Raw genomic sequence first — 24,140 nt, forward strand, 5'->3', positions numbered from 1 at the left:
TATACCTTCTCAATCAAATTGCCATACTGTTCAAATATACAGCAGCTAATGGCTTAGGTATAGTGATAATTAGGAAAAATTTTGCAGAAACTTATATCTGTGTCTGTTTGTATGTGAACTCAAGAGTTGTGGTGATTCTTTTCAAGTAACTGAACATTTATAAGTACGCAGCACTTTTTTGTTATTCATATAAGCTTATACAAGTGAAGGAAAGGAAATTATCCACTCATTAATTGAGTTATCTACCACCTCGTGTAAAAAACTACCCTTTAACTCGTGTTGAATGAACGTTTCAATTACATAAAATGAAAAATATGAGGTGGCTGTTTTTTCATCAGTTTTGGGAGGGGAGTCTTTATTGGCAGAATAAGATATTAATATATGTATATTCATATATTTTTTATATACACTCGTTTTTAGTGAGTTAGGGTTGTCAGTATTATAAATTGAATAGTAAATAACCCAGAGCAACCTTTTGATGACTATTGGTGTTGTGCAAAAAACAACATCATTTTCTATAACTACATGGTTTCTCATTAGTGGAAATGATATGCTGTTAATTAGTTTATAAAAATCTTCCTTGTATATAAAGTTGTTACTGAGGCTTTCGGTTTTGATATTAAATATTTGGTCTATTTTATTTGAGAAAATAGAGGCTGCGTTAATTATCGGGTTTTTATTCTTCTTTGATTCATCAAATTCTGCGAGTAATCTCGTGATTTCACTGTTTAAGCGAAGAATAAGGCTACGAGACATATTGCTTTCATAGGGTGAAGTAATTAAACAATAGTCTGCTAAAAACTCTGTATTAAGTGTATCAGTTGTCTTATCGTTACTATTATTTTTGTTACTTTGCTTTAAACAAGAATATAGCTTATTTATACTATCAATCAAAGAGCTTATTTCACCCTGACAATCTGCGTCACTTACAATATTAGTTTCTTGATTTGGCGCTAATGTATTATATTGACTCAACTGTTCAGTTATTTTAACAAGATGACTAGTCACTAACCTCCAAAAAACAAATAGAATTACAAATGATACTGTTAAAGTTTTTAAACAGTTTAAGAAAAATATGATCCCAAGCTTTCTTGCTAAATTGATATATATTGGTTTCAAGTCATAGACGACATCTAATGTACCTAAATCCGTTACTGTAGACTTGTCTTCTGATTCTCGTGTTAAGTTGAACTTATAGGTTCTGATGAAAAAATCATTTTTTGTCTCTGTTCCATAGTTCATCTCAGAGGTTTGAGTAGATGTTATTTTTACAAACTTTACTTCAGGTATTTTCATTAATGACTGTAGCTGTATTTTAGTTTGTATATAATCAACATCCCATAATGAAATAGCTATGCTGGGTACATTAGTAATTTTGATTTGTTCAACAGTTGTCTCTAGGCGTTTAATATCCTGATAGTAGTCATGAGCTAACTGTATTAAGGTGATTAGTAAAGCAATGAAGGTACTCACACCAACGGTAATAAATAATAGCTTTCTTGCTATTGGGCTACGGCCATATTTATTACTGATGTGCATAAAAAGTCTATATTAATTCTGATGGTTTCTAAATACGAACACAGTTAGTTAGCATAGAGTAAACTTATGATGGTTATGTATTGCAAAGAATGATTAATCATATATATAAATTTTATATTTCTTTTTTTATTGAGTGTCGAAAGGTATATACACCAACTACTTTAGTTGCCTGTTGTTTAAGAGTAGCTATTATATATTGTGCGTTGACTTAAAGGGAGTTAAGTTATTAGCAATCATATTGTCATTTTGACGCTTGAGTTTGCTAGTGCTAGCTTTTCAAATATGTGTTTGAAATACTTCATATCAACTTTGCTTAGTAGATTAACTATGCGTAGGATAATTGAATCATTAAGCTTATATGGGATTTTATTTTTTTTGATGTCATCAAGCCTGTATGCATCTGAAGATAATATAATACTGCTTAGTGAAGAAGCAAACTCACCACCTTATTCATATGAGTCTGATGGAACACCAACCAAAGGACTGTCGCTAGCTTTAATGAATGGTATTTTTGCTCATTTAGGGGCTAAGATGGATTTGAAATTATTTCCTTGGAAACGTTGTTTGATTCATATGAAGCAGGGGACTAGGGATGCTTTAACAGTATTGAGTATCAATGAAGAACGGAAGGAGTTTTTAGAATTTACTGAACCTCATTTAGAAATAAAAGGATATGTTTATTATTCTGCTGCTAGAGAAAAAGGAATTAGTTGGAATAGTTTCGAAGATTTGAAGGGGTTTAAGATAGGCGTTGTTGCAGGGTTCAACTATGGTAAGGAATTTGAGAAATCAAAAAAAGAGCTTTCATTGCAGATAAGTGAAGTAACACGGTTATCACAAAACTTTGAAAAACTAACATTAGGACGTATCGATATTATGCTAGCTAATCAAGCAGAAGCGGGTGAGTTTATCCGGCTTAATCCAAAGTATAAAGGTAAAATAAAGCATGCTGAAAAACCGTACATTGTATATCAGTATCGTATGGCATTTTCTAAGAAATCGAATAAAAGGCATTTTATTCCTAAGATTAATGATGTAATCAAAAAGATGAAAAGCAATGGTGAGCTGGATAGTATTGTGTCGAATTTTTTTTAGTTTTATTTCGCGCATGGGTCACTTGCGATTAACTTAATATTACACCACCATAAGCAAGGCCCACTAAAAGTCGGTAGATTTAACTAATCAGCTGAAGTAAATGATCAATAGAATGAATACCTGCTGGGGTTGGTTGATTCTTAGGGTTGAACCAAACGGCATCAAAACCAAAATCAAGTGCACCTAATACATCTGTCTCAAGTGTGTCTCCAATCATAAGGATTTCGTGCTTATCCACTTCTAAGGTGGTGAAAATATGATTAAAGAATGCTTGTGATGGTTTCTCAACGCCAATACTCTGGAAGCAAAAAATATGATCAATGTATTGACCTAAGTGTACTCTGGCTACGGCTTGTTTTATTTCCATCGCTGTCGAATCCTTTGCGTTGGTGGCAATGTGGCAGCTGGCCACACTGCTTAACTCGCTTAATAACGGAGCTGCCCCCGAAACAGCCTCGACCGTTGGCCACTGATACATAGGGCCTGTTGCTGAGGGGAAGTCAACCATTAGAGTATTTCCCCAGTCAAAAAGATAGTGTTGATATTTTTTCATAATAGCCAATGTAAATAACTGATAATATATTGGTTATGTTATCAACTGCAACTGGAAAATTTTCAAACTCTGTAATGTATGGTCAAGACAAATATAATCAGGAATGGTTGATAAATGCGTTGCTCCTGTTCTAATAGCCACTTTAATACTGCCTTTATTTTGTTCTAGACAGCGGAACTCAATCGCTTTGACCGTACCGATATCTATTAAATAAGTAATCATTTTGGCTCAATATGGATTCCTGGGGGCTAGATTAATAGCCGCTATAAAAGCAAATACCTGGCGCATGAAAGTCATTATCAAGATAAAATCCATGAAGGTATAAAAGTTGTTAATTGTAAAGCCAAATTGAAAAGAGAAGATTATACGTTAATTGATTGGCAGTGGGGAGCTGGCAAATGTTTATCGGATCGTTATCATTTATCTGCAGAAGGTACCGCTTATGATGATCATTTAATTGGCAATCAGCAGGCTGATGTCATTAGAGGTTATGGTGGCAGTGATTATATGAAAGGTAACAATGGCCATGACAGCTATGTGATTGGAGCGATGGTTGGTCAAGTAAAGATTGATAATTATGCGACAGACCAGAAATTAGATAGTATTATTTTGGATACTACTTTTGATAAAATACTGGCCCAACAGCACCAAAATGATTTACTGCTAATTGCAACGTTTGTCAATCCATTTGCAGATACGACAGGTGGTGAACAATATATTGTGCGTGAAATAAACATTTCAGGTTATTTTTCTGGCAACGATTATCAGCATTTGTTGGTGGTGACTAATGAGGGTGTTCAGCAGCAGTTTGTTCAAAATGAAGGTGGCGCTGTGCAACAGGTAGTAGCGACCCCTTCAGAACAACAACATATTGATCAAATTATTCAAGCGTTATCTGGGTTTGAGGAGCATAGGGCTGCAATATCATCATCTGACTTGTCATCCAATCTCTATCGCTATAATCAGCCGCCCCCCGTGGCTGCTAGCCCCTAAGTACTGATGTAAGTGTTTGCTATGTTTGTGCGTCTCAAAGGAGCCAGTATGGCTCCTTATTATTAGCTGACAAGTATCAAGAAATGAGGATTCAAAATTTGGTGCAAAGTAGTAGCTTGGTCATTTCAATAAGTAGTTACCCCTATATGTTGCAAGGTGCGAGCTATATTATGATAACCGTTTAATTAATTAAAATACGCTCATTGAACTTGAAGTGTTCGTTGGGACTAAATGTTTAAAAGTTGTACAGTATGAAATAAGTGCTCTGCTTCTTTGGACAGGGACGTTGGCTTGAAATTGTTTGTTGACTATTGGTTAGGTAACTATGTGGTATTTGCTAAGAACAAAACCAAAGGAAGAAAAAAGGGCTGTACAACACTTAAATAACCAAGGCTTTGACAACTATTGCCCTTGGTTGAAAAAGAAAAATGGTACAGAAGAGCCCTTGTTCCCTGGCTATCTCTTTTTGCAAAAGCGGGCTGCAGATGAAGTCGGTGCTTTGTATTCTAAAGTTCGTTCAACAAGAGGGGTGCTTGGCTTTGTAAGGTTTGGTGCCACTTTTGCAGAAGTTGATGATGAGCTGATTGAAAAAATCAAAAAACAACAGGCACTTCTTGATGGGCAGCCAATCTTTAAACCCGATCAGTTAGTTGAGTTTAAGGATGGACCATTCAAATACTTCAAAGCGGTATATTTGTGTGATAAGGGCTTGGACCGCTGCGTTGTGCTTTTAAATTTTCTTAATCAGAGCCACCGGTTGGAAGTGGATCAAAGTGAACTAATTGGTGCGAGCTAGAAGATTAATGTTATTGTCGTGTTTTACGGCATGAGCGACTGCTTGGCTTGATGAAGGAAGCCAGGAAAGCATTAAACCAAAAGTAATAAGAAAAAATAATTGTCTGATTAATCGGTTTAAATACATAGTAAAACTCCTTTAAAATAAATAATTCGACATGGCTGCTTACTGCGATGTCGAATTGGGTGCTTGTGGCTAATTATTTTTATTAGTAATGATTTCTTAAATCATACATATATGAAAAATATGATTGTAAGGCTGAAGAGCTAGCTAGGGAAACAAAGTCCAGGTAGTCTTTCACTTTTTTTTTGGCATCATCTAGGCTGCGAAAAGGGCCAATATTTAAGTCTTCTCTTGTTTTAAAATACCAGTAATTTTCTTTAAAAATAAAACGATCTGAGCGCTTTCCTGGATAGGATAATTCGCCTGAGCGAGGATTATTCATTAGCTGTACTCCCTTAATATTTATACTGCAACTAAGGCAGAAACTATGCCCGGTTAGTGATAGTTGTATAAAATCAAGCAGTTAATTGAAGTAAAAAGCGGTGTGCTAGCAGATTGTTAAAATACCTGACCGTTGGTAATCGAATCTGTGCAATGTGCATATAAAGTAGCGGTGGCCTGATGCAGTCGTCGGGATAACGCTATACTGTTTGTTATGAATAGTTTATTGAATGTTAGCCAGTAGTTGATAGCAAATGACAGAACAAGAGCAGCATGAGCAAAGGCGATCCCCGCGTAGGGCGGTTCGCTGGAAAGCCGCGATAAAAGATGGGGATAACGTTATTCCTGCCAAAACCGTCAATGTGTCTGAACATGGGGTTTTGTTAGAGACGGAAGTGAACTTTAAAATGAGGCAGATTATTCCTGTTATGATTCAAGCTAATAACAACAGTAAGAGCTTAACAGTTTATGCGCGTGCTCAAGTAAGACATGTGGTGATTAGAACAGTGAACTTTCATATTGGGCTTCAGTTTACTGAAATACAACCAGAAGCCCAAAAATTCATAGCACTGTTTGCAGAAGGGGGGTAGGTTGCTGAAGAGGAGGCCCAAGCATTTTAACAGATCAGATAAAATACTCAGGCTAGAGGCATTGTCAGCCTGAAAGCAATAAAGTCTCCACTTGTTCTATCTCTTCAGCTAACCCAGACACTATAATACAGTCACCTTGTTGTACCGGACTCTCATGCTGGCCAGCAATGGACTGATCGTTTCTTTTGATATCTTGTATTTCCACACTATGGCTGACTTCTTGTAGCAATTCATTCACGGACAGCCCAATACAAGCAGCATCTTCAGTCAGGGTGATTGCATGAAGTATTTGCCTGGGTTTGCCTTTAGGGTCTATAAGCGTGCTTTTTTCACCTTGATAGTAGCCATGTAATAGTTGGTAACGATCTTTTCTTACTTGGTCTATTTTTTTTCTAACCTGGATAGCGGGTTGATCAAGCATAACGAGTACATGGCTGATAATCATTAAGCTAGACTCCATCACTTCAGGAATGACTTCGGTTGCCCCTGCTGATTTCAGAGCATCCAAATAGGTATCATCACGAGTTCTGACAATAACTGGGATATCATGGCGTAAACTGCGGATATTTTTAGTGATGGTAATGGCTTGTTTAGGATCATCAATACAAACGATGGCTAAACGGGCTTTACCGACGCCTATGGCTTTAAGTAACTCGGTGCGTCGACAGTCACCAAAGTAAATATGAGACTCGGCTTTGCTGGCTTCTTTGATTCTGATGGGATCATCATCCAAAGCAGTATAAGGCAGCTGTTGTTGTTTTAAAAATCGACCAATAGATTGCCCCACCCGACCATAACCGCAAATAATCGTATGTTGATTCAGTGTATGGGCGAGCTGAGCAATTTCTTCTTCATGAGTATCGGCTGGTGTAATAGGAGACTGGGGATATAGCCATTTAATAATTAAACTGCTATAGCGAATTAGAAAAGGGGTAGTGACCATGGACAAAATACTCACGGCTAACAGAATAGATTGTGTTTCCTGGTCAACCAGTTGTTGCTTACCCGCTAAAGCGATCAACGCTAGACAAAACTCACCACTTTGTGAGAGGTAAAGGCCGGTGGTTAATGCAGTTTCTCGTTGTTGGCCAAATAATTGAGCAAGCAAGGTAATTAATAAGCTTTTGACTAATAGTAGGCTAGCGGTAGCGAGGAGAATAATAAGCCAGTTTTGAGCAAATAAGTGCAAGTTAAGCATGGCACCCACTGAGACAAAAAACAGCCCTAGCAACACATCCCGGAAGGGTCTGATATCATGTTCAATCTGGTGTCTGTAGTGACTTTCACCTAGCATCATGCCAGCTAAAAAGCCTCCTAATGCCATTGATAAGGATAAAAAGTGGGTAATCCATCCTGCAAATAGAGCAATGACTAACACAGTGAGTAGGAAGAGCTCTTGGGAACGAACAGTAGCAACCTCATGAAATAACTTGGGTAATAAGAATTTACCAATAAGCAACATGGCAATAAAAAGCCCTATGCTTTTCCCTAAAGCAAGCAACACCGCATGGCCAAGTGCTTGATAACTGTCATTACCTAAGGCGGGAATTAAGGTTAAAAATAATACAGCAGCAATATCCTGAAAAATTAAAATAGCGATAGTGGTTTGGCCATGCTCTGTTCTTAACTCGTTATGCTCAGTCAGTTCTTTTGAAACTATGGCCGTTGAAGAAAGTGCCATACCAGCAGCGGCAAGAAGCGCAATGGCTATCGGTAGTTGCAATAACCACCCAATCAGAAATATAACAGCAGTGACTGAGAGTACTTGAGCGCCCCCCAAACCTAATACCATTCGACGCATAGCAGTCAGCTGCGCAAAAGAAAACTCCAAGCCAATCGAAAACAGTAAAAATACAACACCTATTTCAGCTAATAAGGCAATAGTTTGGTAATCAGCAATGCTATCGCTGACTGCAGGGCCAAGAATAATACCTACTGCCAGGTAACCTAAAATAGGCGGCATCCGCAGTTTATTCAGTACAGCAATTGCCATGACAGAGCAGGCAAAAATTAACAGCAGTTGATTGTAAAAAGAGAAATCCATAGCGAGTCCAGAGTTGGTGCCCTAAGGCCTATTTCAACGAAAGCAAAAACCCCTAAGAAGAAGGTTTTAATGATAATTCCGCTTGCTGGCCAAAGAGCGTGATATTTTGGCTTATTGTGCCTGTAATATAGGTAAACTGGCCACAGGCTTGATTATAAAATTTGCCAAATGTAGCACTTAGGTGGGTAATACCTGCAGGTAAATGGGGTAGAGTAGTGGTTGTATCGGCATCAATGAGCACTTTTTGCACGGGCTGTTTACCACTATAAAAAGTAATGACTGCATCCTGATTGAATAAGTTGGTTAATTTAAGCACCTGCTGACCAACTTGCTTACCCATTAACTCGCCACTAAACGGCTTACGTTGAGGGTATTGATTACAATTCAGCTTTTTCGCTGTGTGGGCATCGCCAAAACCAATGAGCGCCTCACGGGCAAAATAAGGCTTCTTGTTATAAATCACTTGTAGCCACGTTTTATCGATGACTTTAGTCACTTTAATTGGATGGTAACTAGCTAATAATACTTTGACGGGACTGGTTAGGTTGGCCGCGGTATAAAGCTTGGTTTCTGTTAGGGTGTAATGTAAGCCTAGTCGTTCATCAGTATAAAGTGGTGTAGGCCGAATTTTAAAAGGCTCTGATGGAAGATAAGACGGTTGTAGGGCAATGTTAATAACCCATGGTGTGATGATGAGGATAAGTAAACATAAAATTAATCCACCATGACTGACAGGCCAATACCAGGGAAATAAATTAGGAAGAGCTGGCTTGAGAGGGTTACCTAGGTTGTCTAACAACCGATAACAGCTTTGTTGGATGATCCGACTGGGTGGGGGGGTAAGCGACAATAGTTGATAAGCAAAATTAACCGCTTTGCCATAATCATGATGTTGATAAAGGGCTTTAACTAAAGTAAATAAAAGCTCAAGTTGTTTGTCTGGTTGATAGCCATTGGTGGCATTATGCCAAAAGGCTTTTAAAGTGTGCCAGGGCCCTGTCGGTAGTGACCACCATCCTAATATTAAGTTAAGGCAGTTGTACCATAAACTTAGTTGCCAGCTGCAACTTAAACACCAAACACCCTCAACTTGTCGTTGACGGCTTTTATAGAGCATTCCTATTACTTGGTGAAACTGCCGTTTAGTTAAGTTGATTTTACACTGGCCACAGCGTTGGCAGGTAGGTAAGGGTAGTGCCCCTGTTGCAGTCGTTGACGACAGATCGGATGATTTTGTGGTGGGAGTATTCACACCATAAGTTTTTGCAAGCTGCTGTTGGTTGCGCTTTACTTGTTCAGTAATATCAATGGCTGATTCAACGTGGTTTTCAGATATTGTCAGGGAAGGTTGCTGAAAATCTTTTATTAATAAACGATATGTTTGCTGTAGCTGCTGAAATGCTTCAGTGGTGTCTTGACTGGGGTTTTTGTCAGGATGGAGCCGCTTTGCATGATATCGGTAGGCCCTTTTGATGTCTTCTAAAGTGGCGTTGGGTGGTAGTTTTAATTGTGCTAACAGTTGCTGGCGGGAAAGTTTAGCCATAGTTGTTTTTCATTTTAGAAACCATCGGTGATAAGGGCTGGTTAAGTCAAACAAAATTATTATAGCTAATGGTTCAAGTGTTTAAAAAAACGTGCCGATACCTTTGTTAAGGAACTGCTACTAGATTAAGGGTGGCTCATATGTCATTTAACCCCACATCATTTAACCAGCCCAATGGGTTGTTACAGTCGTTGTATCAAGGGCTTGATAAGCAAACATCTTCTCAAAACCATAAAGCGCTTGAGCAGAGTCAGTCTGTTGTACCTTCATCATTGAATAACCTGGCAGAGCCAGACCCCTCAATTACAAAAGTACGGCCAGTCAATGAGTTCTCTGCCAATACGGTAGCAGGGAATGTATTGCAGTTTGTGGCTAGTCGGCTCACTAAGGAGGCTGCCAATGGCGCCACTGAAGAGCAGCTAACCCGCTTATTTGACCAGGCAATTACAGGGGTTCAGCAAGGATTTGCAGAAGCGAAGGAAGTCCTGGAAGCATTGGGTGGTTTATCAGAAACTATTGATCAGGGGGTGGATAACGCATTTCAGCAAATTGAGCGGGGATTAGCACAGCTTCGCGAACACTTTTTACCTACAACAACCAGTAGTGAGTCACCAGCAACTACAACCCCAGTTGAGACTGCACCAGTCACTGTACCGGATTTGTCAGGTAGTCAGCTAACCAGTCATGTACAAACAGCCAGTGTACTGAGTCAGCAAGATTTTTCATTCAAGGTGACCACCCGTGATGGCGATGTGGTCACTATTCAGGCTTCTGCTCTGGAAGCTTACCAATCGTTTGTTGGTCGTGCTCAAGCTCATCACAATGGCAGACAAACATTTGCTACAGAAGAAAGCTTTGAGTACTACCAGCATCAACAGTTTCAGCTCGCTATTAATGGAGAGTTGGATCTGGAAGAACAAGAGGCCATCAATGGTTTACTCAATGACGTGTTTACCCTCGCCAATGACTTTTATGAAGGTGACATCGCCACAGCATTTGAAAAAGCCTTGTCACTTAACTTTGATACCTCACAATTACAAGGCTTTGCACTTAATTTATATTCCGCAGAAGTACGGCAAGCGACTGATACTTACCAGTCAGTTGCAGGACTTCCCAGTGCAGCGGCAGGCTTACAGCCGTTAGCAGAATATGTGGAGCAACTGCAGCAAACCTATTTGAAAGCGGCAGAGCGCTTCAACCAGCCAGTTAACTTACTACAAGCGTTATTGACTAAAGCTGAAGACCTGTTTGCTGATGAAGGGGTGTTGATCCCTCGGTTAGCCGACGTTAGCCAGAAACTGCTAGAGCCATTAACCCGTTAGAGGATGGTGCAAGCTCCCTGACTTCGCTACACTTAGCGGCCTATTTGCCGCTAAGTGATTGTTATGCCCTCTGTTATCTTGTATACCACCACTGGTTGTCATTTATGTGATCAAGCATTGGCATTGTTACAGCCAGTGGCTGAACGCTATCATTTAACCATTACTACTCAAGAAATTGCCTTTGATCCAAAGCTATTTGATCGTTACGGCATCCGCATCCCCGTAATTGCTCTGGCAAATCAGCAGGCCGAGTTAGGTTGGCCTTTTACGGCTGAGGAGCTGGATCAATTTATTGTTGCCCAGCTTGAAGTGTTATGAGCATTAAATACTACGGGCGCTTTAAAGAGCTCGTTAGCTACTTATTAACGGGTGTTGTTGGTATAGGTATGTTTTTCTGGGTGGCCACTTATTCCAGCCAGCTATCGGCGAGTACAGTAATTGCTGTTAAAGATGATGCCCAGCAATGGGTGAAGCTGTCATCGCCAGCCAAACGTATCATTAGTTTAGCGCCTCATACGACAGAACTATTATTTGCAGCAGGTGCTGGTGATAAAGTCGTCGGGGTCATTAGCTATAGTAATTACCCTACGCAAGCGAAACAAATCACTCAGGTAGGGCGGTTTGATGCTATTGCAGTAGAAACCATTATCAGTTTACAGCCCGATTTGATTGTGGCCTGGCGAAGTGGAAACGCCAATGCGGGTATTCAAACCTTGCAACGGCAGGGGTATCCGATTTATTTTTCAGAGCCGACTCGGCTAATCGCTATTCCGGAGCAATTGGAAGCGTTAGGAAAGTTGGCGGGTGTAGAGGAAACGGCTAACCGTGCAGCAGAAAAATTCAGACAACGCTTAAAAAAAATTCACACGCAGTATTCAACAAAAAAGAATCAGCAAAAAAAGCAACCAACTGTCTTCTTTCTGGTCAGTCAAACCCCGTTAATGACAGTTAATAAAAATCATATTATTAATGATGTGATATCAAGTTGTGGTGGTGTTAACCCCTTTGCTGATTTAGCACCCCTGATTCCTATCATCAGTATTGAACAATTATTAGTGACTTCACCCTCTGTAGTGGTAGCCCCCAGCAGTGCTCAACAAAATGGCTGGTCTGCGCAATTAAAACAGCTGCCCGCTATTCAGCAAAACCAGGTGATTTACCTGGAAGCTGATCATATTTTACGGCCCACCCCTCGTATATTATTAGCCATGCAATCTTTATGTGAGCAACTATCTGCTATTGGTTTGCTAGTGGATAAGTAAAGAAAATAATGCAGCACTAAAGCCACTGTAAAGCCCCAAAAATAGCCATACCTAATACGATGGTGGCGAGTAGGTTTTTACTAAACCAGGCGATCAATATAGCCATTATGCCGGCAAGTAAATAGTTGTTATCCAGTGATAGCTCAATTTGCTGGCCTGATGGCATTAACAAAGCTGGAGCAATAATTGCCGTTAATACAGCAGGTGGTACATAGGTTAATGCCTGAGAGAGCCAGGCAGGAAAGTGAAATCGGCCGGCTACAGCAAATAAACCATAACGAATAAAAAAGGTAACCGCAGCCATACCGGTGATCAGAATAATCTCGTTCACTATTTAGTTACCTTATTCTTTGGGCAAATAAACCGTTCGCAAAGCACCCCAACAATAACGCCTGTTAAGGCGGCAATAATTAATCCTGCTTTATGGGGCAGTGGATGAGCCACTACTGCTACTAAACCAGCACTGACAACGGCAGCCCACTGAGGGCGTTTGATTAAATAAGGGACTACCATACCAATAAAGGTGACATACATCGCAAAGTCTAATCCCCAGTTTTGCATGTCTGGCAGGGCTTTTCCTACTGTAATCCCAATTAAGGTACAAAGCGCCCAATTAAGATACATAGCTGTCATGGAGCCAAGGTAAAACCAATGACCAGCAACAGGTGAGTGATTTTTTTTCTGGTCGTCAAAATAACGTTTAGCTGCTACAGCAAAGGTTTCATCTGTTAAACCAAAGGCTAATAGTGCGCGCCACTTTTGTGGTAGTGATTTAACAAAAGGCAACAACGTCACTGCATACAGCATATGTCGTAAATTCACAATAAAAGTAGTGAGAATAATAATAGGAATACTCGTGCCTGCGGCGAGTAGACCAACCGCAATAAACTGACTGGAGCCAGCATAGACAAAAATTGACATGGCCAGTGCTGCGAGGGGAGATAAGCCTTGGTTAATAGCCAATGTGCCGTAAATAATACCAAACGGAATAGCTCCAATAAGCAATGGAATCGTTTGTCTGGCACCCGCAAAAAAAGCCAGCCTGGCAGGGTGATTAAATTTGTTAAAAATAACGTCTTGCATAACTGCTTTGTCTCAACAATAAATCCGAGAGGTCTCTTATAGATCCAGCTCCATATAAACATCAGCTCTGGTAAATCGAGCTTCACCTTCAGGATGCGGTAAAACAGTAAACCCCATTTTTTGATACAGCGCTAAGGCAGGTTTTAATTTAGATGCTGTTTCCAAGATAATTTTTTTTGCGCCTAACAAATTAGCTTGGGCGATAGCATGCTCAATTAAGCGTTGGCCAATGTTGCAGCCTTGGTATGTTGGATCAACCGCCATTTTTGATAACTCATAAACACCGGGCTGAGTAGGGTACAACGCGAAAGTGCCAACTGCTTGCTGATTAATGAGAGCAAAAAATATCACCCCACCAGAAAGTAAGTAGTAATTCTCTGGTTGTTCCAGCTGTTGTTTATCCAGGGGTAAAAACTCAAAATACTCATCAACCCATTGTCGATTTAACCGGTAAAAAGCCTGCTTATATGTGGGTTGCCAGCCGACAATGGTAATATCAAGAGTGGGCTTGGCGAGTTTTTCCTGTACTCGTTGTTGTAGATTTTTTTCGTTAAGCACTTGCTCCATGTCTTTTAATGCCTCGAGTAAATTATGTGGGCTGCTATCAATACATTCATCTATGGCTGTTTTAATGGCCAACCACACTGGCTGCAATTGTTGTATTAGTTGTTCCGCTTTGGGGGTGAGAGTTAATAGTTGGCGACGTTCATCCTGACTATCACTGTGTTTAGTGGCTAACCCTAACTTAATCAGGGTGTTTGCCATTTGGCTGACCGCAGCGTGGCTGACACCCAGCAATTCAGCAAGGGTACTGATAGGCGCCTGCTGCCTGGCGAGTAAATTCAATAGGGGAAATAACCGAGGAGGCATATCAACCGCAGTGGTTTGATAAATCTCGGTTACTTCTTGCATAAAGTGGTCACTTAGCCGCTTTAAACGGCTGCCTAATGCTTGGGAGCCAAGTTCAGAGATGAAATCCTGCATTTAATTTAACTTATTACGTAAGTTCTTACGTAATTTTATAAATGACTTGCCAACTAAGCAACTATCACCTGATAGTTATGGGCAATAATTATCTAAGGAACGAGTGTACTCCTAAAACACTATGTCTATTCGGTGCATTTTGCGGGTGTTTGCTGCCACTTCATATCAAAGCTGTAAATAATCAGCCCAGTCCAAATCAGAAAGAAACAGATCAACCTGGGTAAACTAAAGGGTTCGTTGAATAACCAAATAGCCATCAGAAAAGTCATGGTTGGACTGATATATTGAATAAAACCAATAGTCGATAAGGGGAGCCGTGTGGCTGCGGCAGCAAAGAATAGCAGTGGAATAGTTGTGATTAGGCCAGCGAAGATCAACTTATAGTGTTCCAGCTGCTGCCAGTTAAAGTAATTAGTATCAGTATTTAGCAGATAGATAAAATAGCCTGCGGCGATTGGTAGCATCAGCAATGTTTCAATAAAGAGCCCAGGAATGGCGGGCACCTGAATTTTTTTACGTATAAGCGTATAAACACTGAAACTGCAGGCTAATATTAGCGCAACTAATGGCAGCTTACCCAAGCTTAATAGCTCAACTGCTACACCGGCAATGGCTAGGCATACGGCAAAGTATTGTCTTTTAGAGAGGCGCTCAGCTAAAAACAGATAGCCCAGTAATAGGGTTGTTAAAGGGTTAATAAAGTAGCCCAAACTGGTTTCCAGCACTTTGTTATTGGCAATAGCCCAGATAAACGTCAGCCAGTTTAAAGCAGCTAATGTAGAGGACAGTAACAGGCCACTAAACTGTCGTCTGTTTTTTAATAAAGAGAAGGCGCTGCGTAGCTGTCGAGTGAAACAGAGTAGTGGCAGCAGTAAAATTACTGACCAGATCACCCGGTGCACCAGTACTTCCGGTGGGGGGACGTCTGCTACCCACTTAAAGTAGAGTGGTGCGGTTCCCCAAATAAAGAAAGCAATAAGAGCAGAAATAATACCCATTCGTTGATTATCAGTGGCAGTCACAAATACAACCTCGTTTACTGAAAATGCCAAAAATTCGGCATGCTGAACTACTATCAGTGGTGCCTTGAATTCCAGTAGCGTTTTGAATTCATCGTGTCTTGCTAACCGGTGATGAACAAAAAATGATGCCAGGGGTGTGCAGGAAAAAGGTAAACTATTACACCTTTTTATACTATTTGAATAAGAGTTTGCTGTGAGTAACCACTCATCGCTAAACTTACCTACAGTCCTGGTAGACTAAAACACTACTTATTCTTAAGCCTTGTATCTTAGGCCCTGTTTTTCAGGCCTTATTACTCAGGTTCAATATATTTAATTGTTGCTGAATGTAGATTCAGGGTATGAAAAGAAGAGGGCTTCTATCCTAAGATGAATTACTGCGTTAGGCAAGTGGAACTTTGGAGTATACCCATGCAGCTTGTGGCTACATGGGTGATAGCAGCTTTTTACAATCCAGAGTTTAACAGCCTAGTACTTGCTTTGCCTGGGTGAGGTAATGCTGACGGTCATCCAAGCCATTTAGGCCGCCGTTAATACGGCGAGTAATGGTACGAATGTCGTCTTGATCGGCATAGCGATTTAAGCTGTTTTTATTCCAGTACCAGCCAGCAGCATCTACGACAACCGTTGGGTTTTGAGCGACTTCATCGGGCATGCTGACTACATCGACTCCACTGTCTTTTTTATAAGACTGATAATTCGTTTTTCCAGTCAACTGAATAAAACCACGGCCTCGATAACGCCAACCATCACCGCTACTTTCATTACCATTACCCATTCGATTAGCATACACTCGGTTAGCTATTTTTTCGGGGTTGCGGGCATATTGGCTGGCCAGGTTATCATTGGGAAAATATTTACCAAATACCTGAATCAGTGCTTCTTTACTGTAATTCAGGTTTTCACTCACATAGCGTAATCCACCACTTTCATGGGCAATTTGAGCAATAAAGTGGGCTATTCTGAGTGAGGTGTTGATTTGGTATTTATGAAGGCAGCGGTTAATTGCAGAAAAATAATGGGACAATGTTTCTTCTTTAGTTCGGGGAAGAATTTGTTGCAGCTGTGATAAACTAATGAGGCTGCCTGTCTCTTCGGTATCCACTTCACTTGTGGCCGCTTGCTGTTTGACAGGCTGCGTTTGCTCTATATTAGGTATAACCAATTGTTGACCTATTTCCAGGCGATTAATGTCCTCTAATTGATTGGCTTTGGCAATTTCTGGATAGCGCATGGCATCACCATAATATTGCTTAGCAATACGCCCTAAGGTATCACCTGCCACTACCGTGTGCGTTAACATGTAGATGTCCTCCCTGGTTATTTCAACAACACATAAATAAGTCTACTGCTGTTGTATTTATTTGTTTGCAATCTGTTGATTCTATTAAGTCATTAGTTGATTGACCTGAACAGGCTTAACAGCATTGAATTTACTGTTAAGCATAGACCTTATTTTGAAAGCCGGTTAGCTGTCAGAGTCGCTAATTGGTTTGGCCTTCCGCTTGAAAAACGGCTGTTGAAGGATAAAAAGCATACCAGGCAAACCAATAAGCAATGACCGTAGGAATTTCTTTGCCATTTGCTGCAAAGGCATTGGCTGTACGGTGGGTTAGGTTAAAACGAATGGTAATCGGTTGCTGGTTGAGTTGGGTATCAAGTGTCGTTAGTTTATTTTGCCGTAAATATTTGTCTAGCTCAACGAAAGGGAAAGCTTTGTGTTGACCATTTATTTCAATGCCTAATACGAGCTCCTTAGGATGATAACGGTTACTGGAAGCGGTAACAGGAAAAAAGACATCTCTAATACTGTCGTAGTTTCCATAGGGTGAGCGTTGATATTGGCGCTGGTAACCAGTCTTAGTTGATAACACCAAAGAGTGAGGATAACGCTGTTGCCACTCCTCCCAAGTCGTATGACTCACTGGTAATCGCTTAAGGGTTTGTTCTCGATAATGTCCTGTAATTGCTTTAGATAGTATTTGCGACCAAAGAGATTCGGTTTCTCGATCGTATAACAACACATCACTGTTATACAGTAGTCCAGAAACACCAAACGTTAATGCTTGCCCAGCCACTTCAGCAGAAAAGACCATACCTGTACCACATAGTGGACAGTAGGTGATTGTGACTGGCTGGCGATTAATCGTGTCATTAACGATTTCATGGTAGTTCAGGATTTTAATTGGGTAGGCCTTACTGTGGCCATTGATTGTTACACCGAGTACTCGATCTTCAGGCTTTAGAAAGGCTTGAGCTTGTGCTGCTTTCACAAACTGAGGTTGGTCAATAGCGGGAATACCATCACGGGGTGGCCCACCGTGAAAAATTTTCTCTGCTGGGATAGTACTGTTGGTCAGGTTAAAGCCATTATTAGATAGCCAGTGACTTTCTGCCGCTAGTATTTGGCTGAGCAAGGTGCTCAACAACAAGCTACTCAGGGTGTAAACCAGAGATAAGTAACGCATTACTTATGTATCTCTAAGTTGCTGGTATACCTATAAAGAAACCCTTTGGGTTGGGTTTCTTTCAGATTTTTTTGCTTCCTCTGCTACTGCTTAATGCGCACGTTTAATGGGAGACTCTCGGGTGGCTTTAGGGGAAATACCCGGCAGCTGACAGTGAGTGACTTGCTGGCGGATAAACTGGCGAGCCAAGGGTAAACTGCCAAAGTAAAATGGCTGGTAGCAGCAACTACGCGTATGGTCGCGGTATTCAACATACACTACCCAGAATGGTTTGCTGTGGCGCCTCGGTTGTTTAATCCACAGTTGGCTGGCCCAGTAATAGAGCAGGCAGTGATACTGTTGGTGCTCAACATGACCAGCAAATTCAGCAAGCTCCTGTTGAGAGGTAATATCCGCAGGCTTGGGCAAAGGAGCAAAGGCATTTGTATTGGTATGCTGAAAAAGGTGTTGGTTGATCATCGTGTTCTCCTGCTACTTAAACAGAGAACTGACGTTTGGTTTGAGAGAGCCTATTTAGTTGCTTGGCCTTGATGCGCTATCGCATTTCAATGGGGCCATGCCACATCTCCGTCACCGGAATCCACCTTGCTTAGGTTAGCAGGTTGGCAAGGACGTCAGTCCTATTCTTGATGTATGTTGAATTAGTTGATAATAAGTTAACGTCTATATTTTTCTGTTAAAAGTTACTGAGTACTGCTTATGTTTTAAAGTTTTTTGCTGGCCAATAGCCATTTACCCAGCGCTCAATATAGTCAAACTTTATGTATAAAAATAGCATCAGTGGTCAATATTGTGAGCCTATTAAAGCAGTATCGACCTTGCAACTCAAGTATCCTTTTGCCTGGTATCTGATAATAGAAATGACGCAGTCATTAGGCTTTCCATATTATCCTACAGGTGCATGTCCCTTAGTAAACTCTTAGGCGTAAAAGCAAAGTTTGATATACTGAGAGGTTTTATCTGTTGCGGTAGGTAAAGTAGTATGCAACATCTCATCAATCAGCGATTTCAGGCAGCTAAATGAGCTATCAGGTATTGGCCAGAAAGTGGCGGCCAAAAACATTTAAAGCTATGGTTGGACAAAATCATGTACTCCAGGCATTAATTAATGCATTGGATCATGGCCGGTTACACCATGCCTATTTGTTTACTGGCACGCGAGGGGTGGGGAAAACCACCATTGCTCGTATTTTAGCCAAATGTTTGAACTGTGAAACGGGTATTAGCTCGGAGCCTTGTGGCCAATGTTCTGCCTGTCAGGAAATCGACCAGGGACGTTTTGTTGACCTGCTAGAAGTGGATGCGGCATCCCGAACCAAAGTAGAGGATACCCGCGAACTGTTGGATAATGTGCAGTATGCGCCTACCCGTGGTCGGTTTAAAGTATACCTGATTGACGAGGTGCATATGCTGTCAGCTCACAGTTTTAATGCATTACTCAAAACCCTTGAAGAACCGCCACCTCATGTGAAGTTTTTGTTGGCAACCACAGACCCGCAAAAACTGCCAATCACGATTTTGTCTCGGTGTTTACAGTTTGGCCTGAAAAATATGTCGCCAGAGCGGATAGTTGATTATCTGACAACGGTGTTGGAAGCCGAGCAGGTAGGCTATGAGTCAACAGCACTGTGGCAAATAGGTCGAGCTGCGGATGGCAGTATGCGGGATGCATTAAGCCTGACGGATCAAGCCATCGCTTTTGGTAATGGCCAGGTGACAGAAGATAAAGTCGCTGCCATGTTAGGCACGATTGATCAGCGGCAGGTCTATCGAGTAGTTGAGGCTTTAGCTAGTCAGCAGCCTGTCGCTGTCTTAGCGGCTGTTGCTCACTTAGCAGAATTTGCCCCTGACTATATTAGTGTATTAGCAGATATGCTGTCCGTGTTTCACCGGGTTGCGTTGGCGCAAATGGTGCCAGATGCTGTCGACAACAGTCAGGGTGATCAGCAGCAAATATTGGGATTAGCCACTGACATGACGGCAGAAGATGTACAACTGTTTTATCAGATTGGTTTGCAAGGGCGGCAGGATTTAGCGATTGCACCAGACCCTCGTTCAGGGTTTGAAATGGTATTGTTACGGATGCTGGCTTTTCGCCCTCAGCAAGGCCCAGTAGTACCTCCGACTCAGCCATTGCCTGGCACTGAAGAACCACCCATTGATAAGGCCAATGACAAGTCCAATGATAAGGTCTGTCAGCCTGGCCAAGGCAGTAATACATCAAGTGCAGCAGAAACCAATTCTATGGAAACTCACTCCTTAGAAGCCAATAGCCTACCTGGTCAATCAACCATTGCTAATGAGCCTCAACAGTCGCTAGAGCCTCAGCAATTGCCAGTGTCTCCTAAACATACGGAACCTACTACTTCTCAACAGGTGGTGGAGTCAAGCCCTGCCAATGCTGTGGTACAGGCGTTACCTGCTAGTGGGTTGGAGCAAAGTCCAGAGCCTGCAGGATACAAGCAAGCTGTGACTGATATCAGTCAAACCGATGTTAACCAGCCATCAGGGCAAGTGAGTCAGGCAACAATGACAAGTGATGCTGCTGCTGAGCTGGCCAGCTACCAACAATATGCAGAAGCGATGGTGCCGGATTATGAAGACTACTCCGCAGCCAGTGCATATCAACAACCATCACCTATAGCAGAGCAGCCAGTTGCCAGTTACCCCACTCCTGCTGTGGGCGCGGAACAACCAATGACTGGGGCTGCTGCAACTCAAGCGAGTACAAAGGTAGATAATACCTCTGCGCTTAAGCAAGCCATTGCCGCAACAGCAGTACCTGTTGAAGCAACGTTAACGACTTCAGAAATGGTTAAACCTGCTGCTTCGGCGACTATGCTTAAAGAAGAGGTAGCAAAAACATTTACGTTAACCACTGTAAAGCCAGAAGATTGGCCGCAACTCTATGCTCAGTTATCAATCAGTGGTGCGGCTAATGCCATTGCTCAGCAAATGGAGCTGGTCGAGATAACTGCCGGGCTTTGGTATTTTCGTATTGCCAAAGAACATACGGTATTACTGAATGACAGCCAGATTCAGCGGGTGAGCCAGGCGCTATCTCATTATTTTGCTACTGAAATTCAAGTATCACTTGATAAGGTAACAGCAACTAAAGCAGAAACCCCAGCCGCATATCGTGCCCGGAAGCGACGGGAGCGACAAGCTGCAGCAGAACAAAGTATTATTAGCGACCCAAATGTGCAGGCATTAATGCAGCACTTTTCTGCTACAATCGTCGAAAACTCAGTAATGCCAATCGACTCTTAAGCATTACTGGTATTTAGCCAAAGCAAAATGAGGTTTTTATATGTTTAAAGGTGGTATGGGCAACCTAATGAAACAAGCCCAGCAAATGCAAGAGCAAATGCAAAAAGTGCAAGAAGAACTGGCCAATGCCGAAGTGACAGGTGAGTCTGGTGCTGGGCTGGTAAGTATTGTGATGACAGGCCGCCATGATGTTAAGCGAGTGAATATTGACCCTAGCTTGCTGCAAGAAGATAAAGAAATGCTTGAAGATTTAATTGCGGCTGCAGTTAATGATGCAGTACGTAAAGTAGAAAAAAATAATCAAGATAAAATGGCCAACCTGACAGGTGGTATGAAGCTACCTGAGGGTTTTAAGTTTCCATTTTAGCAGCCAGAGAGGTAGGGGTAACGCACTCTAGTGGTGCCCCTCTCGTGCATTAGTCGACAGTTACAGCACACCTATGTCTTTTAGTCCTTTAATTTCTGAATTAATAGCTGCATTTCGCTGTTTGCCCGGTGTAGGTCCCAAATCAGCCCAACGGATGGCACTGCACTTACTGGAGCGTGACCGGCAAGGCGCATTGCAACTGTCTTATAGTTTGCAGCAGGCTGCAAATCAGGTAGGCAATTGTCAGCAATGCCGAACCTTATGTGAAACCTCACTTTGCCCTATTTGCAGCAGCAGCCGGCGGCAACGGGAAACAATCTGTGTTGTTGAAACACCCGCTGATGTATTGGCGATTGAGCAAGCGGGTGGCTTTAACGGTTTATATTTTGTGCTAATGGGGCATTTGTCACCACTTGAAGGAATTGGTCCAGAGCAGCTGGGCTTGGACCAGTTGATTAGGCGGGTAAAACAAGACCAGGTTGAAGAGTTGATTTTGGCCACTAACCCTACCGTAGAGGGTGAGACCACCGCTCATTATATTGCAGACCAGCTCCAGGGCTTACCTGTTAGATTATCAAGAATTGCGCATGGTATTCCCTTGGGAGGCGAGCTGGAATATGTCGATGGTGGAACGTTAGCTCATGCATTGGCTGGACGTAAACCCTGGTTAATCAATGACTGATACATTGCATTCACCTGCTTCTCCTCACTGGATTACAACCAATGAGGCTTTAGCCCAGCATGCCCTTGCCTGGTTAGAGCAGCCACATTTAGCGTTGGATACTGAGTTTTTCCGCTGCCAGACTTTTTATGCAAAGCCAGGTCTGATTCAGCTGGCAACAGCTGAACAGGTATTTTTTATTGACCCCTTGCAAGTCACTGACTTTGAGCCTTTAGCCAAGGTGCTTGCAGCCCCGCAAGTCATCAAAGTGTTACATGCTTGCAGTGAGGACCTGGAAATATTTCAACAGTTAACAGGGACACTCCCCGTACCACTGTTTGATACCCAGTTGGCTGCAGCATTTTCGGGGTTGGGGCCATCAGTGGGCTATCAACGCCTGGTGACTGAACTATTGGGTATTCAGTTAGCTAAAGATGAAACACGCTCAGATTGGTTACAGCGACCGCTATCGGATGCACAAATTACTTATGCAGCATTAGATGTACATTACTTGTGGCAACTCTATCAGCCATTGTTGAATCAGCTAAATACACAACAAAGACTTGGCTGGTTACAAGAGGAGTGTCAACAACTTATTGAGCAAGCGGCTAATCCTCTCTTACCCGAGAATGCCTATCAACAAGTTAAATTAGCCTGGAAACTGCGTCGCAGTGAGCTGGCTATTTTGCGAAAGTTAGCGGCCTGGCGAGAAAAAGAAGTAAGGAAGCGGGATATTCCCCGTCATCGCCTCTTGACGGATGATCAGCTGTGGTGGTTAGCCCGGATTAAACCTCGCAAGCTGGTACAGCTGGACAAAGTGCGTGGCATTCGTAAAGACCAGGTAGCTCGGGAGGGTCGCACGATTTGTGGTATTATTGCTAAAGCATCGGCAGAGCCTGCAGGTCAGTGGCCCAAACGATTACCTAAGCCTTTACCAAAATCGAGCAAACCTTTAATTACTAAAGTTAAAAAGCTGGCAGCAAACTTGGCTACAACGCTTAGTTTGCCCCCAGAGTTGGTGATTAGAAAAAAGCAGCTAGAAGCACTAATAAGAAGTGGGTTATCAGATGGTCATTTTAACTGGCCTGATAATTTACAGTCCTGGCGTCGTCAGTTACTGGGCGAGTCGTTACTGGCGGAGTTAAGGCAACTGGCAAAGCAACAGCAATGTAGTACGGTTATGAACAAACAAATTGTTTCTATTTACAAAAGCCCTAACAAAGATGAAATGTATTTATATGCGGCAAAGCAGGCGAAATTATCTGAAGTGCCTGAGGCTTTATTGCAATTATTTGGTAAACCAGAGCATGTAATGGATTTGCTGCTGACTCCAGAAAAATCATTAGCAAGAGTGGAAGCTAGCCAGGTAATGAAAGACATTGATGAAAAGGGGTTTTATCTCCAGATGCCGCCTGCGAAAGACGACTATCTCATTGAGTTTCCAGAGGAGTTTCTGTCTAAGGGAGACCCGGTGTAATGGCCAAGCCATTACCTTTCTGGCAAACCAAGCCCCTGTCTGCAATGAACAAAGTGGAATGGGAGTCGCTGTGTGATGGTTGTGGTTTGTGCTGTTTACACAAATTAGAAGATGAAGACGATGGCGCTGTTTATTACACCCAAGTCAGTTGTCGGTGGTTAGATCATCAAAGTTGTCGCTGCCAGGATTATCAGCATCGGCAGCAGCATGTAGCCGGCTGTCTGGATGTTCGGGCAGCCCAACCACAAGTATACGACTGGTTGCCTCCAAGTTGTGCTTATCGACTACTGGCTGAAGGAGAGTCTTTACCAAACTGGCATCCACTGGTGAGTGGTGATCCTGATTCAGTCCATCAAGCAGGTATTTCGCTACGCGGGCAAATGGTAGCTGAGCATCAGGTAAAAGAAGAGGATTGGCCTGATTATATTATTGCAATAGGTTAGTCAAAGGCCTATTGATAAAAGTAATGTTGAGAAAATAAATAACATGTAAATTAGGCTACTTAAAAGTAGACTAGTGCCGAAAAAGACAAAGTAAATAATATATTTATGGCTCTATATGGATTCCTGGGGGACTATGTTAGCAGGCAAAAAGCTGTATACTCGAGCATTCATAATGGATTATCAA

Annotated in this window: 24 protein-coding genes and 1 riboswitch; of the genes, 12 read left to right on the plus strand and 12 right to left on the minus strand. The window is 41.9% G+C overall.

Annotated features, from left to right (window positions below; all coding sequences use genetic code 11):
* Window positions 1-195: 195 nt before the first annotated feature.
* On the minus strand, window positions 196-1,539 hold the full coding sequence (locus ORQ98_RS25930; protein ID WP_274691733.1) for a hypothetical protein: 1,344 nt from the start codon (window positions 1,537-1,539) through the stop codon (window positions 196-198).
* Window positions 1,540-1,866: 327 nt separating this feature from the next.
* Between ORQ98_RS25930 and ORQ98_RS25935 the strand changes: the two genes are divergently transcribed.
* Complete coding sequence (locus ORQ98_RS25935; protein WP_274691734.1) at window positions 1,867-2,634, plus strand: substrate-binding periplasmic protein; 768 nt, start codon at window positions 1,867-1,869, stop codon at window positions 2,632-2,634.
* A 79-nt stretch (window positions 2,635-2,713) separates the two neighbouring features.
* On the opposite strand, the gene ORQ98_RS25940 is transcribed toward ORQ98_RS25935, so the two are convergent.
* The gene (locus ORQ98_RS25940; protein ID WP_274691735.1) at window positions 2,714-3,187 is read right to left on the minus strand and encodes an HAD family hydrolase; all 474 of its coding nucleotides are present in this window, start codon (window positions 3,185-3,187) and stop codon (window positions 2,714-2,716) included.
* Between the two features lie 348 nt (window positions 3,188-3,535).
* Between ORQ98_RS25940 and ORQ98_RS25945 the strand changes: the two genes are divergently transcribed.
* Together ORQ98_RS25945 and ORQ98_RS25950 are read left to right on the plus strand one after the other, a co-directional pair.
* Window positions 3,536-4,180: a hypothetical protein gene (locus tag ORQ98_RS25945; protein ID WP_274691736.1), complete on the plus strand. Its 645-nt coding sequence runs from the start codon at window positions 3,536-3,538 to the stop codon at window positions 4,178-4,180.
* A 325-nt stretch (window positions 4,181-4,505) separates the two neighbouring features.
* Window positions 4,506-4,976, plus strand: a complete 471-nt coding sequence (locus ORQ98_RS25950; RefSeq protein WP_274691737.1) for a transcription termination/antitermination NusG family protein — start codon at window positions 4,506-4,508, stop codon at window positions 4,974-4,976.
* A gap of 208 nt (window positions 4,977-5,184) precedes the next feature.
* Here ORQ98_RS25950 and ORQ98_RS25955 read toward each other — a convergent pair whose 3' ends face one another.
* A complete protein-coding gene (locus tag ORQ98_RS25955; RefSeq protein WP_274691738.1) occupies window positions 5,185-5,421 on the minus strand; it encodes a DUF6316 family protein in 237 nt (78 codons plus the stop codon).
* Window positions 5,422-5,674: 253 nt separating this feature from the next.
* Between ORQ98_RS25955 and ORQ98_RS25960 the strand changes: the two genes are divergently transcribed.
* A complete protein-coding gene (locus tag ORQ98_RS25960; protein ID WP_274691739.1) occupies window positions 5,675-6,010 on the plus strand; it encodes a PilZ domain-containing protein in 336 nt (111 codons plus the stop codon).
* A 64-nt stretch (window positions 6,011-6,074) separates the two neighbouring features.
* Here the strand turns inward: ORQ98_RS25960 and ORQ98_RS25965 are convergent, their stop codons facing one another.
* Entirely contained in the window at window positions 6,075-8,054 is a 1,980-nt protein-coding gene (locus ORQ98_RS25965) for a monovalent cation:proton antiporter family protein (protein ID WP_274691740.1), read from the minus strand.
* Window positions 8,055-8,106: 52 nt separating this feature from the next.
* Window positions 8,107-9,597: a J domain-containing protein gene (locus tag ORQ98_RS25970; RefSeq protein ID WP_274691741.1), complete on the minus strand. Its 1,491-nt coding sequence runs from the start codon at window positions 9,595-9,597 to the stop codon at window positions 8,107-8,109.
* Window positions 9,598-9,737: 140 nt separating this feature from the next.
* Between ORQ98_RS25970 and ORQ98_RS25975 the strand changes: the two genes are divergently transcribed.
* From ORQ98_RS25975 to ORQ98_RS25985, 3 genes are all read left to right on the plus strand, one after another.
* Window positions 9,738-10,919 carry a DUF5610 domain-containing protein gene (locus tag ORQ98_RS25975; RefSeq protein ID WP_274691742.1) on the plus strand — a complete coding sequence of 394 codons (1,182 nt, stop codon included), beginning with the start codon at window positions 9,738-9,740 and terminating at the stop codon, window positions 10,917-10,919.
* Between the two features lie 63 nt (window positions 10,920-10,982).
* On the plus strand, window positions 10,983-11,237 hold the full coding sequence (locus ORQ98_RS25980; protein ID WP_274691743.1) for a glutaredoxin family protein: 255 nt from the start codon (window positions 10,983-10,985) through the stop codon (window positions 11,235-11,237).
* Window positions 11,234-12,181 (plus strand): cobalamin-binding protein, encoded by a 948-nt coding sequence (locus ORQ98_RS25985; protein ID WP_274691744.1) that lies wholly within the window; start codon window positions 11,234-11,236, stop codon window positions 12,179-12,181. Before ORQ98_RS25980 ends, ORQ98_RS25985 begins: the two co-directional genes overlap by 4 nt.
* A 16-nt stretch (window positions 12,182-12,197) precedes the next feature.
* Here the strand turns inward: ORQ98_RS25985 and ORQ98_RS25990 are convergent, their stop codons facing one another.
* The 7 genes from ORQ98_RS25990 to ORQ98_RS26020 all read right to left on the minus strand — a co-directional run bounded on the left by ORQ98_RS25990 (window position 12,198) and on the right by ORQ98_RS26020 (window position 18,197).
* Window positions 12,198-12,512 carry an AzlD domain-containing protein gene (locus tag ORQ98_RS25990; protein WP_274691745.1) on the minus strand — a complete coding sequence of 105 codons (315 nt, stop codon included), beginning with the start codon at window positions 12,510-12,512 and terminating at the stop codon, window positions 12,198-12,200.
* Window positions 12,512-13,264: an AzlC family ABC transporter permease gene (locus tag ORQ98_RS25995; RefSeq protein WP_274691746.1), complete on the minus strand. Its 753-nt coding sequence runs from the start codon at window positions 13,262-13,264 to the stop codon at window positions 12,512-12,514. Before ORQ98_RS25995 ends, ORQ98_RS25990 begins: the two co-directional genes overlap by 1 nt.
* A gap of 36 nt (window positions 13,265-13,300) precedes the next feature.
* Complete coding sequence (locus ORQ98_RS26000) at window positions 13,301-14,248, minus strand: bifunctional helix-turn-helix transcriptional regulator/GNAT family N-acetyltransferase (protein ID WP_274691747.1); 948 nt, start codon at window positions 14,246-14,248, stop codon at window positions 13,301-13,303.
* A 125-nt stretch (window positions 14,249-14,373) separates the two neighbouring features.
* Window positions 14,374-15,270: an EamA family transporter RarD gene (gene rarD / locus ORQ98_RS26005; RefSeq protein WP_274691748.1), complete on the minus strand. Its 897-nt coding sequence runs from the start codon at window positions 15,268-15,270 to the stop codon at window positions 14,374-14,376.
* A 460-nt stretch (window positions 15,271-15,730) separates the two neighbouring features.
* Window positions 15,731-16,573: a LysM peptidoglycan-binding domain-containing protein gene (locus ORQ98_RS26010; protein WP_274691749.1), complete on the minus strand. Its 843-nt coding sequence runs from the start codon at window positions 16,571-16,573 to the stop codon at window positions 15,731-15,733.
* Window positions 16,574-16,754: 181 nt separating this feature from the next.
* On the minus strand, window positions 16,755-17,738 hold the full coding sequence (locus ORQ98_RS26015) for a DUF3179 domain-containing protein (protein WP_274691750.1): 984 nt from the start codon (window positions 17,736-17,738) through the stop codon (window positions 16,755-16,757).
* A 90-nt stretch (window positions 17,739-17,828) separates the two neighbouring features.
* Window positions 17,829-18,197, minus strand: coding sequence for a hypothetical protein (locus ORQ98_RS26020; protein ID WP_274691751.1), 369 nt, complete (start codon window positions 18,195-18,197; stop codon window positions 17,829-17,831).
* Between the two features lie 44 nt (window positions 18,198-18,241).
* Window positions 18,242-18,376, minus strand: a riboswitch (SAM-I-IV-variant riboswitch).
* 382 nt (window positions 18,377-18,758) lie between these two features.
* Between ORQ98_RS26020 and dnaX the strand changes: the two genes are divergently transcribed.
* From dnaX to ORQ98_RS26050, 5 genes are all read left to right on the plus strand, one after another.
* Window positions 18,759-21,008, plus strand: a complete 2,250-nt coding sequence (gene dnaX, locus ORQ98_RS26025) for a DNA polymerase III subunit gamma/tau (RefSeq protein ID WP_274691752.1) — start codon at window positions 18,759-18,761, stop codon at window positions 21,006-21,008.
* A 40-nt stretch (window positions 21,009-21,048) separates the two neighbouring features.
* The gene (locus ORQ98_RS26030) at window positions 21,049-21,375 is read left to right on the plus strand and encodes a YbaB/EbfC family nucleoid-associated protein (RefSeq protein ID WP_274691753.1); all 327 of its coding nucleotides are present in this window, start codon (window positions 21,049-21,051) and stop codon (window positions 21,373-21,375) included.
* A 73-nt stretch (window positions 21,376-21,448) separates the two neighbouring features.
* Window positions 21,449-22,057 (plus strand): recombination mediator RecR, encoded by a 609-nt coding sequence (gene recR, locus ORQ98_RS26035; protein WP_274691754.1) that lies wholly within the window; start codon window positions 21,449-21,451, stop codon window positions 22,055-22,057.
* Window positions 22,050-23,513 (plus strand): ribonuclease D, encoded by a 1,464-nt coding sequence (gene rnd, locus ORQ98_RS26040; RefSeq protein WP_342455232.1) that lies wholly within the window; start codon window positions 22,050-22,052, stop codon window positions 23,511-23,513. The genes recR and rnd overlap by 8 nt, the downstream gene beginning before the upstream one ends.
* Window positions 23,513-23,956: a YcgN family cysteine cluster protein gene (locus tag ORQ98_RS26050; RefSeq protein WP_274691755.1), complete on the plus strand. Its 444-nt coding sequence runs from the start codon at window positions 23,513-23,515 to the stop codon at window positions 23,954-23,956. The genes rnd and ORQ98_RS26050 overlap by 1 nt, the downstream gene beginning before the upstream one ends.
* Window positions 23,957-24,140: the final 184 nt, after the last annotated feature.

The sequence above is a fragment of the Spartinivicinus poritis genome, assembly GCF_028858535.1.
GTDB classification, from domain to species: domain Bacteria; phylum Pseudomonadota; class Gammaproteobacteria; order Pseudomonadales; family Zooshikellaceae; genus Spartinivicinus; species Spartinivicinus poritis.

Bases quoted from the DNA above. Each gene is read 5' to 3' on its own strand.
- ORQ98_RS26030 (WP_274691753.1), top strand. From the start codon at position 21,049: ATGTTTAAAGGTGGTATGGGCAACCTAATGAAACAAGCCCAGCAAATG.
- ORQ98_RS26020 (WP_274691751.1), bottom strand. From the start codon at position 18,197: ATGATCAACCAACACCTTTTTCAGCATACCAATACAAATGCCTTTGCT.
- ORQ98_RS26015 (WP_274691750.1), bottom strand. From the start codon at position 17,738: ATGCGTTACTTATCTCTGGTTTACACCCTGAGTAGCTTGTTGTTGAGC.
- ORQ98_RS26050 (WP_274691755.1), top strand. From the start codon at position 23,513: ATGGCCAAGCCATTACCTTTCTGGCAAACCAAGCCCCTGTCTGCAATG.
- ORQ98_RS25980 (WP_274691743.1), top strand. From the start codon at position 10,983: ATGCCCTCTGTTATCTTGTATACCACCACTGGTTGTCATTTATGTGAT.
- ORQ98_RS25970 (WP_274691741.1), bottom strand. From the start codon at position 9,597: ATGGCTAAACTTTCCCGCCAGCAACTGTTAGCACAATTAAAACTACCA.
- ORQ98_RS25940 (WP_274691735.1), bottom strand. From the start codon at position 3,187: ATGAAAAAATATCAACACTATCTTTTTGACTGGGGAAATACTCTAATG.
- ORQ98_RS25930 (WP_274691733.1), bottom strand. From the start codon at position 1,539: ATGCACATCAGTAATAAATATGGCCGTAGCCCAATAGCAAGAAAGCTA.
- rnd (WP_342455232.1), top strand. From the start codon at position 22,050: ATGACTGATACATTGCATTCACCTGCTTCTCCTCACTGGATTACAACC.
- recR (WP_274691754.1), top strand. From the start codon at position 21,449: ATGTCTTTTAGTCCTTTAATTTCTGAATTAATAGCTGCATTTCGCTGT.
- dnaX (WP_274691752.1), top strand. From the start codon at position 18,759: ATGAGCTATCAGGTATTGGCCAGAAAGTGGCGGCCAAAAACATTTAAA.
- ORQ98_RS25950 (WP_274691737.1), top strand. From the start codon at position 4,506: ATGTGGTATTTGCTAAGAACAAAACCAAAGGAAGAAAAAAGGGCTGTA.
- ORQ98_RS25960 (WP_274691739.1), top strand. From the start codon at position 5,675: ATGACAGAACAAGAGCAGCATGAGCAAAGGCGATCCCCGCGTAGGGCG.
- ORQ98_RS25995 (WP_274691746.1), bottom strand. From the start codon at position 13,264: ATGCAAGACGTTATTTTTAACAAATTTAATCACCCTGCCAGGCTGGCT.
- ORQ98_RS26010 (WP_274691749.1), bottom strand. From the start codon at position 16,573: ATGTTAACGCACACGGTAGTGGCAGGTGATACCTTAGGGCGTATTGCT.
- ORQ98_RS26000 (WP_274691747.1), bottom strand. From the start codon at position 14,248: ATGCAGGATTTCATCTCTGAACTTGGCTCCCAAGCATTAGGCAGCCGT.
- ORQ98_RS25985 (WP_274691744.1), top strand. From the start codon at position 11,234: ATGAGCATTAAATACTACGGGCGCTTTAAAGAGCTCGTTAGCTACTTA.
- ORQ98_RS25965 (WP_274691740.1), bottom strand. From the start codon at position 8,054: ATGGATTTCTCTTTTTACAATCAACTGCTGTTAATTTTTGCCTGCTCT.
- ORQ98_RS25935 (WP_274691734.1), top strand. From the start codon at position 1,867: ATGCGTAGGATAATTGAATCATTAAGCTTATATGGGATTTTATTTTTT.
- ORQ98_RS25975 (WP_274691742.1), top strand. From the start codon at position 9,738: ATGTCATTTAACCCCACATCATTTAACCAGCCCAATGGGTTGTTACAG.
- ORQ98_RS25955 (WP_274691738.1), bottom strand. From the start codon at position 5,421: ATGAATAATCCTCGCTCAGGCGAATTATCCTATCCAGGAAAGCGCTCA.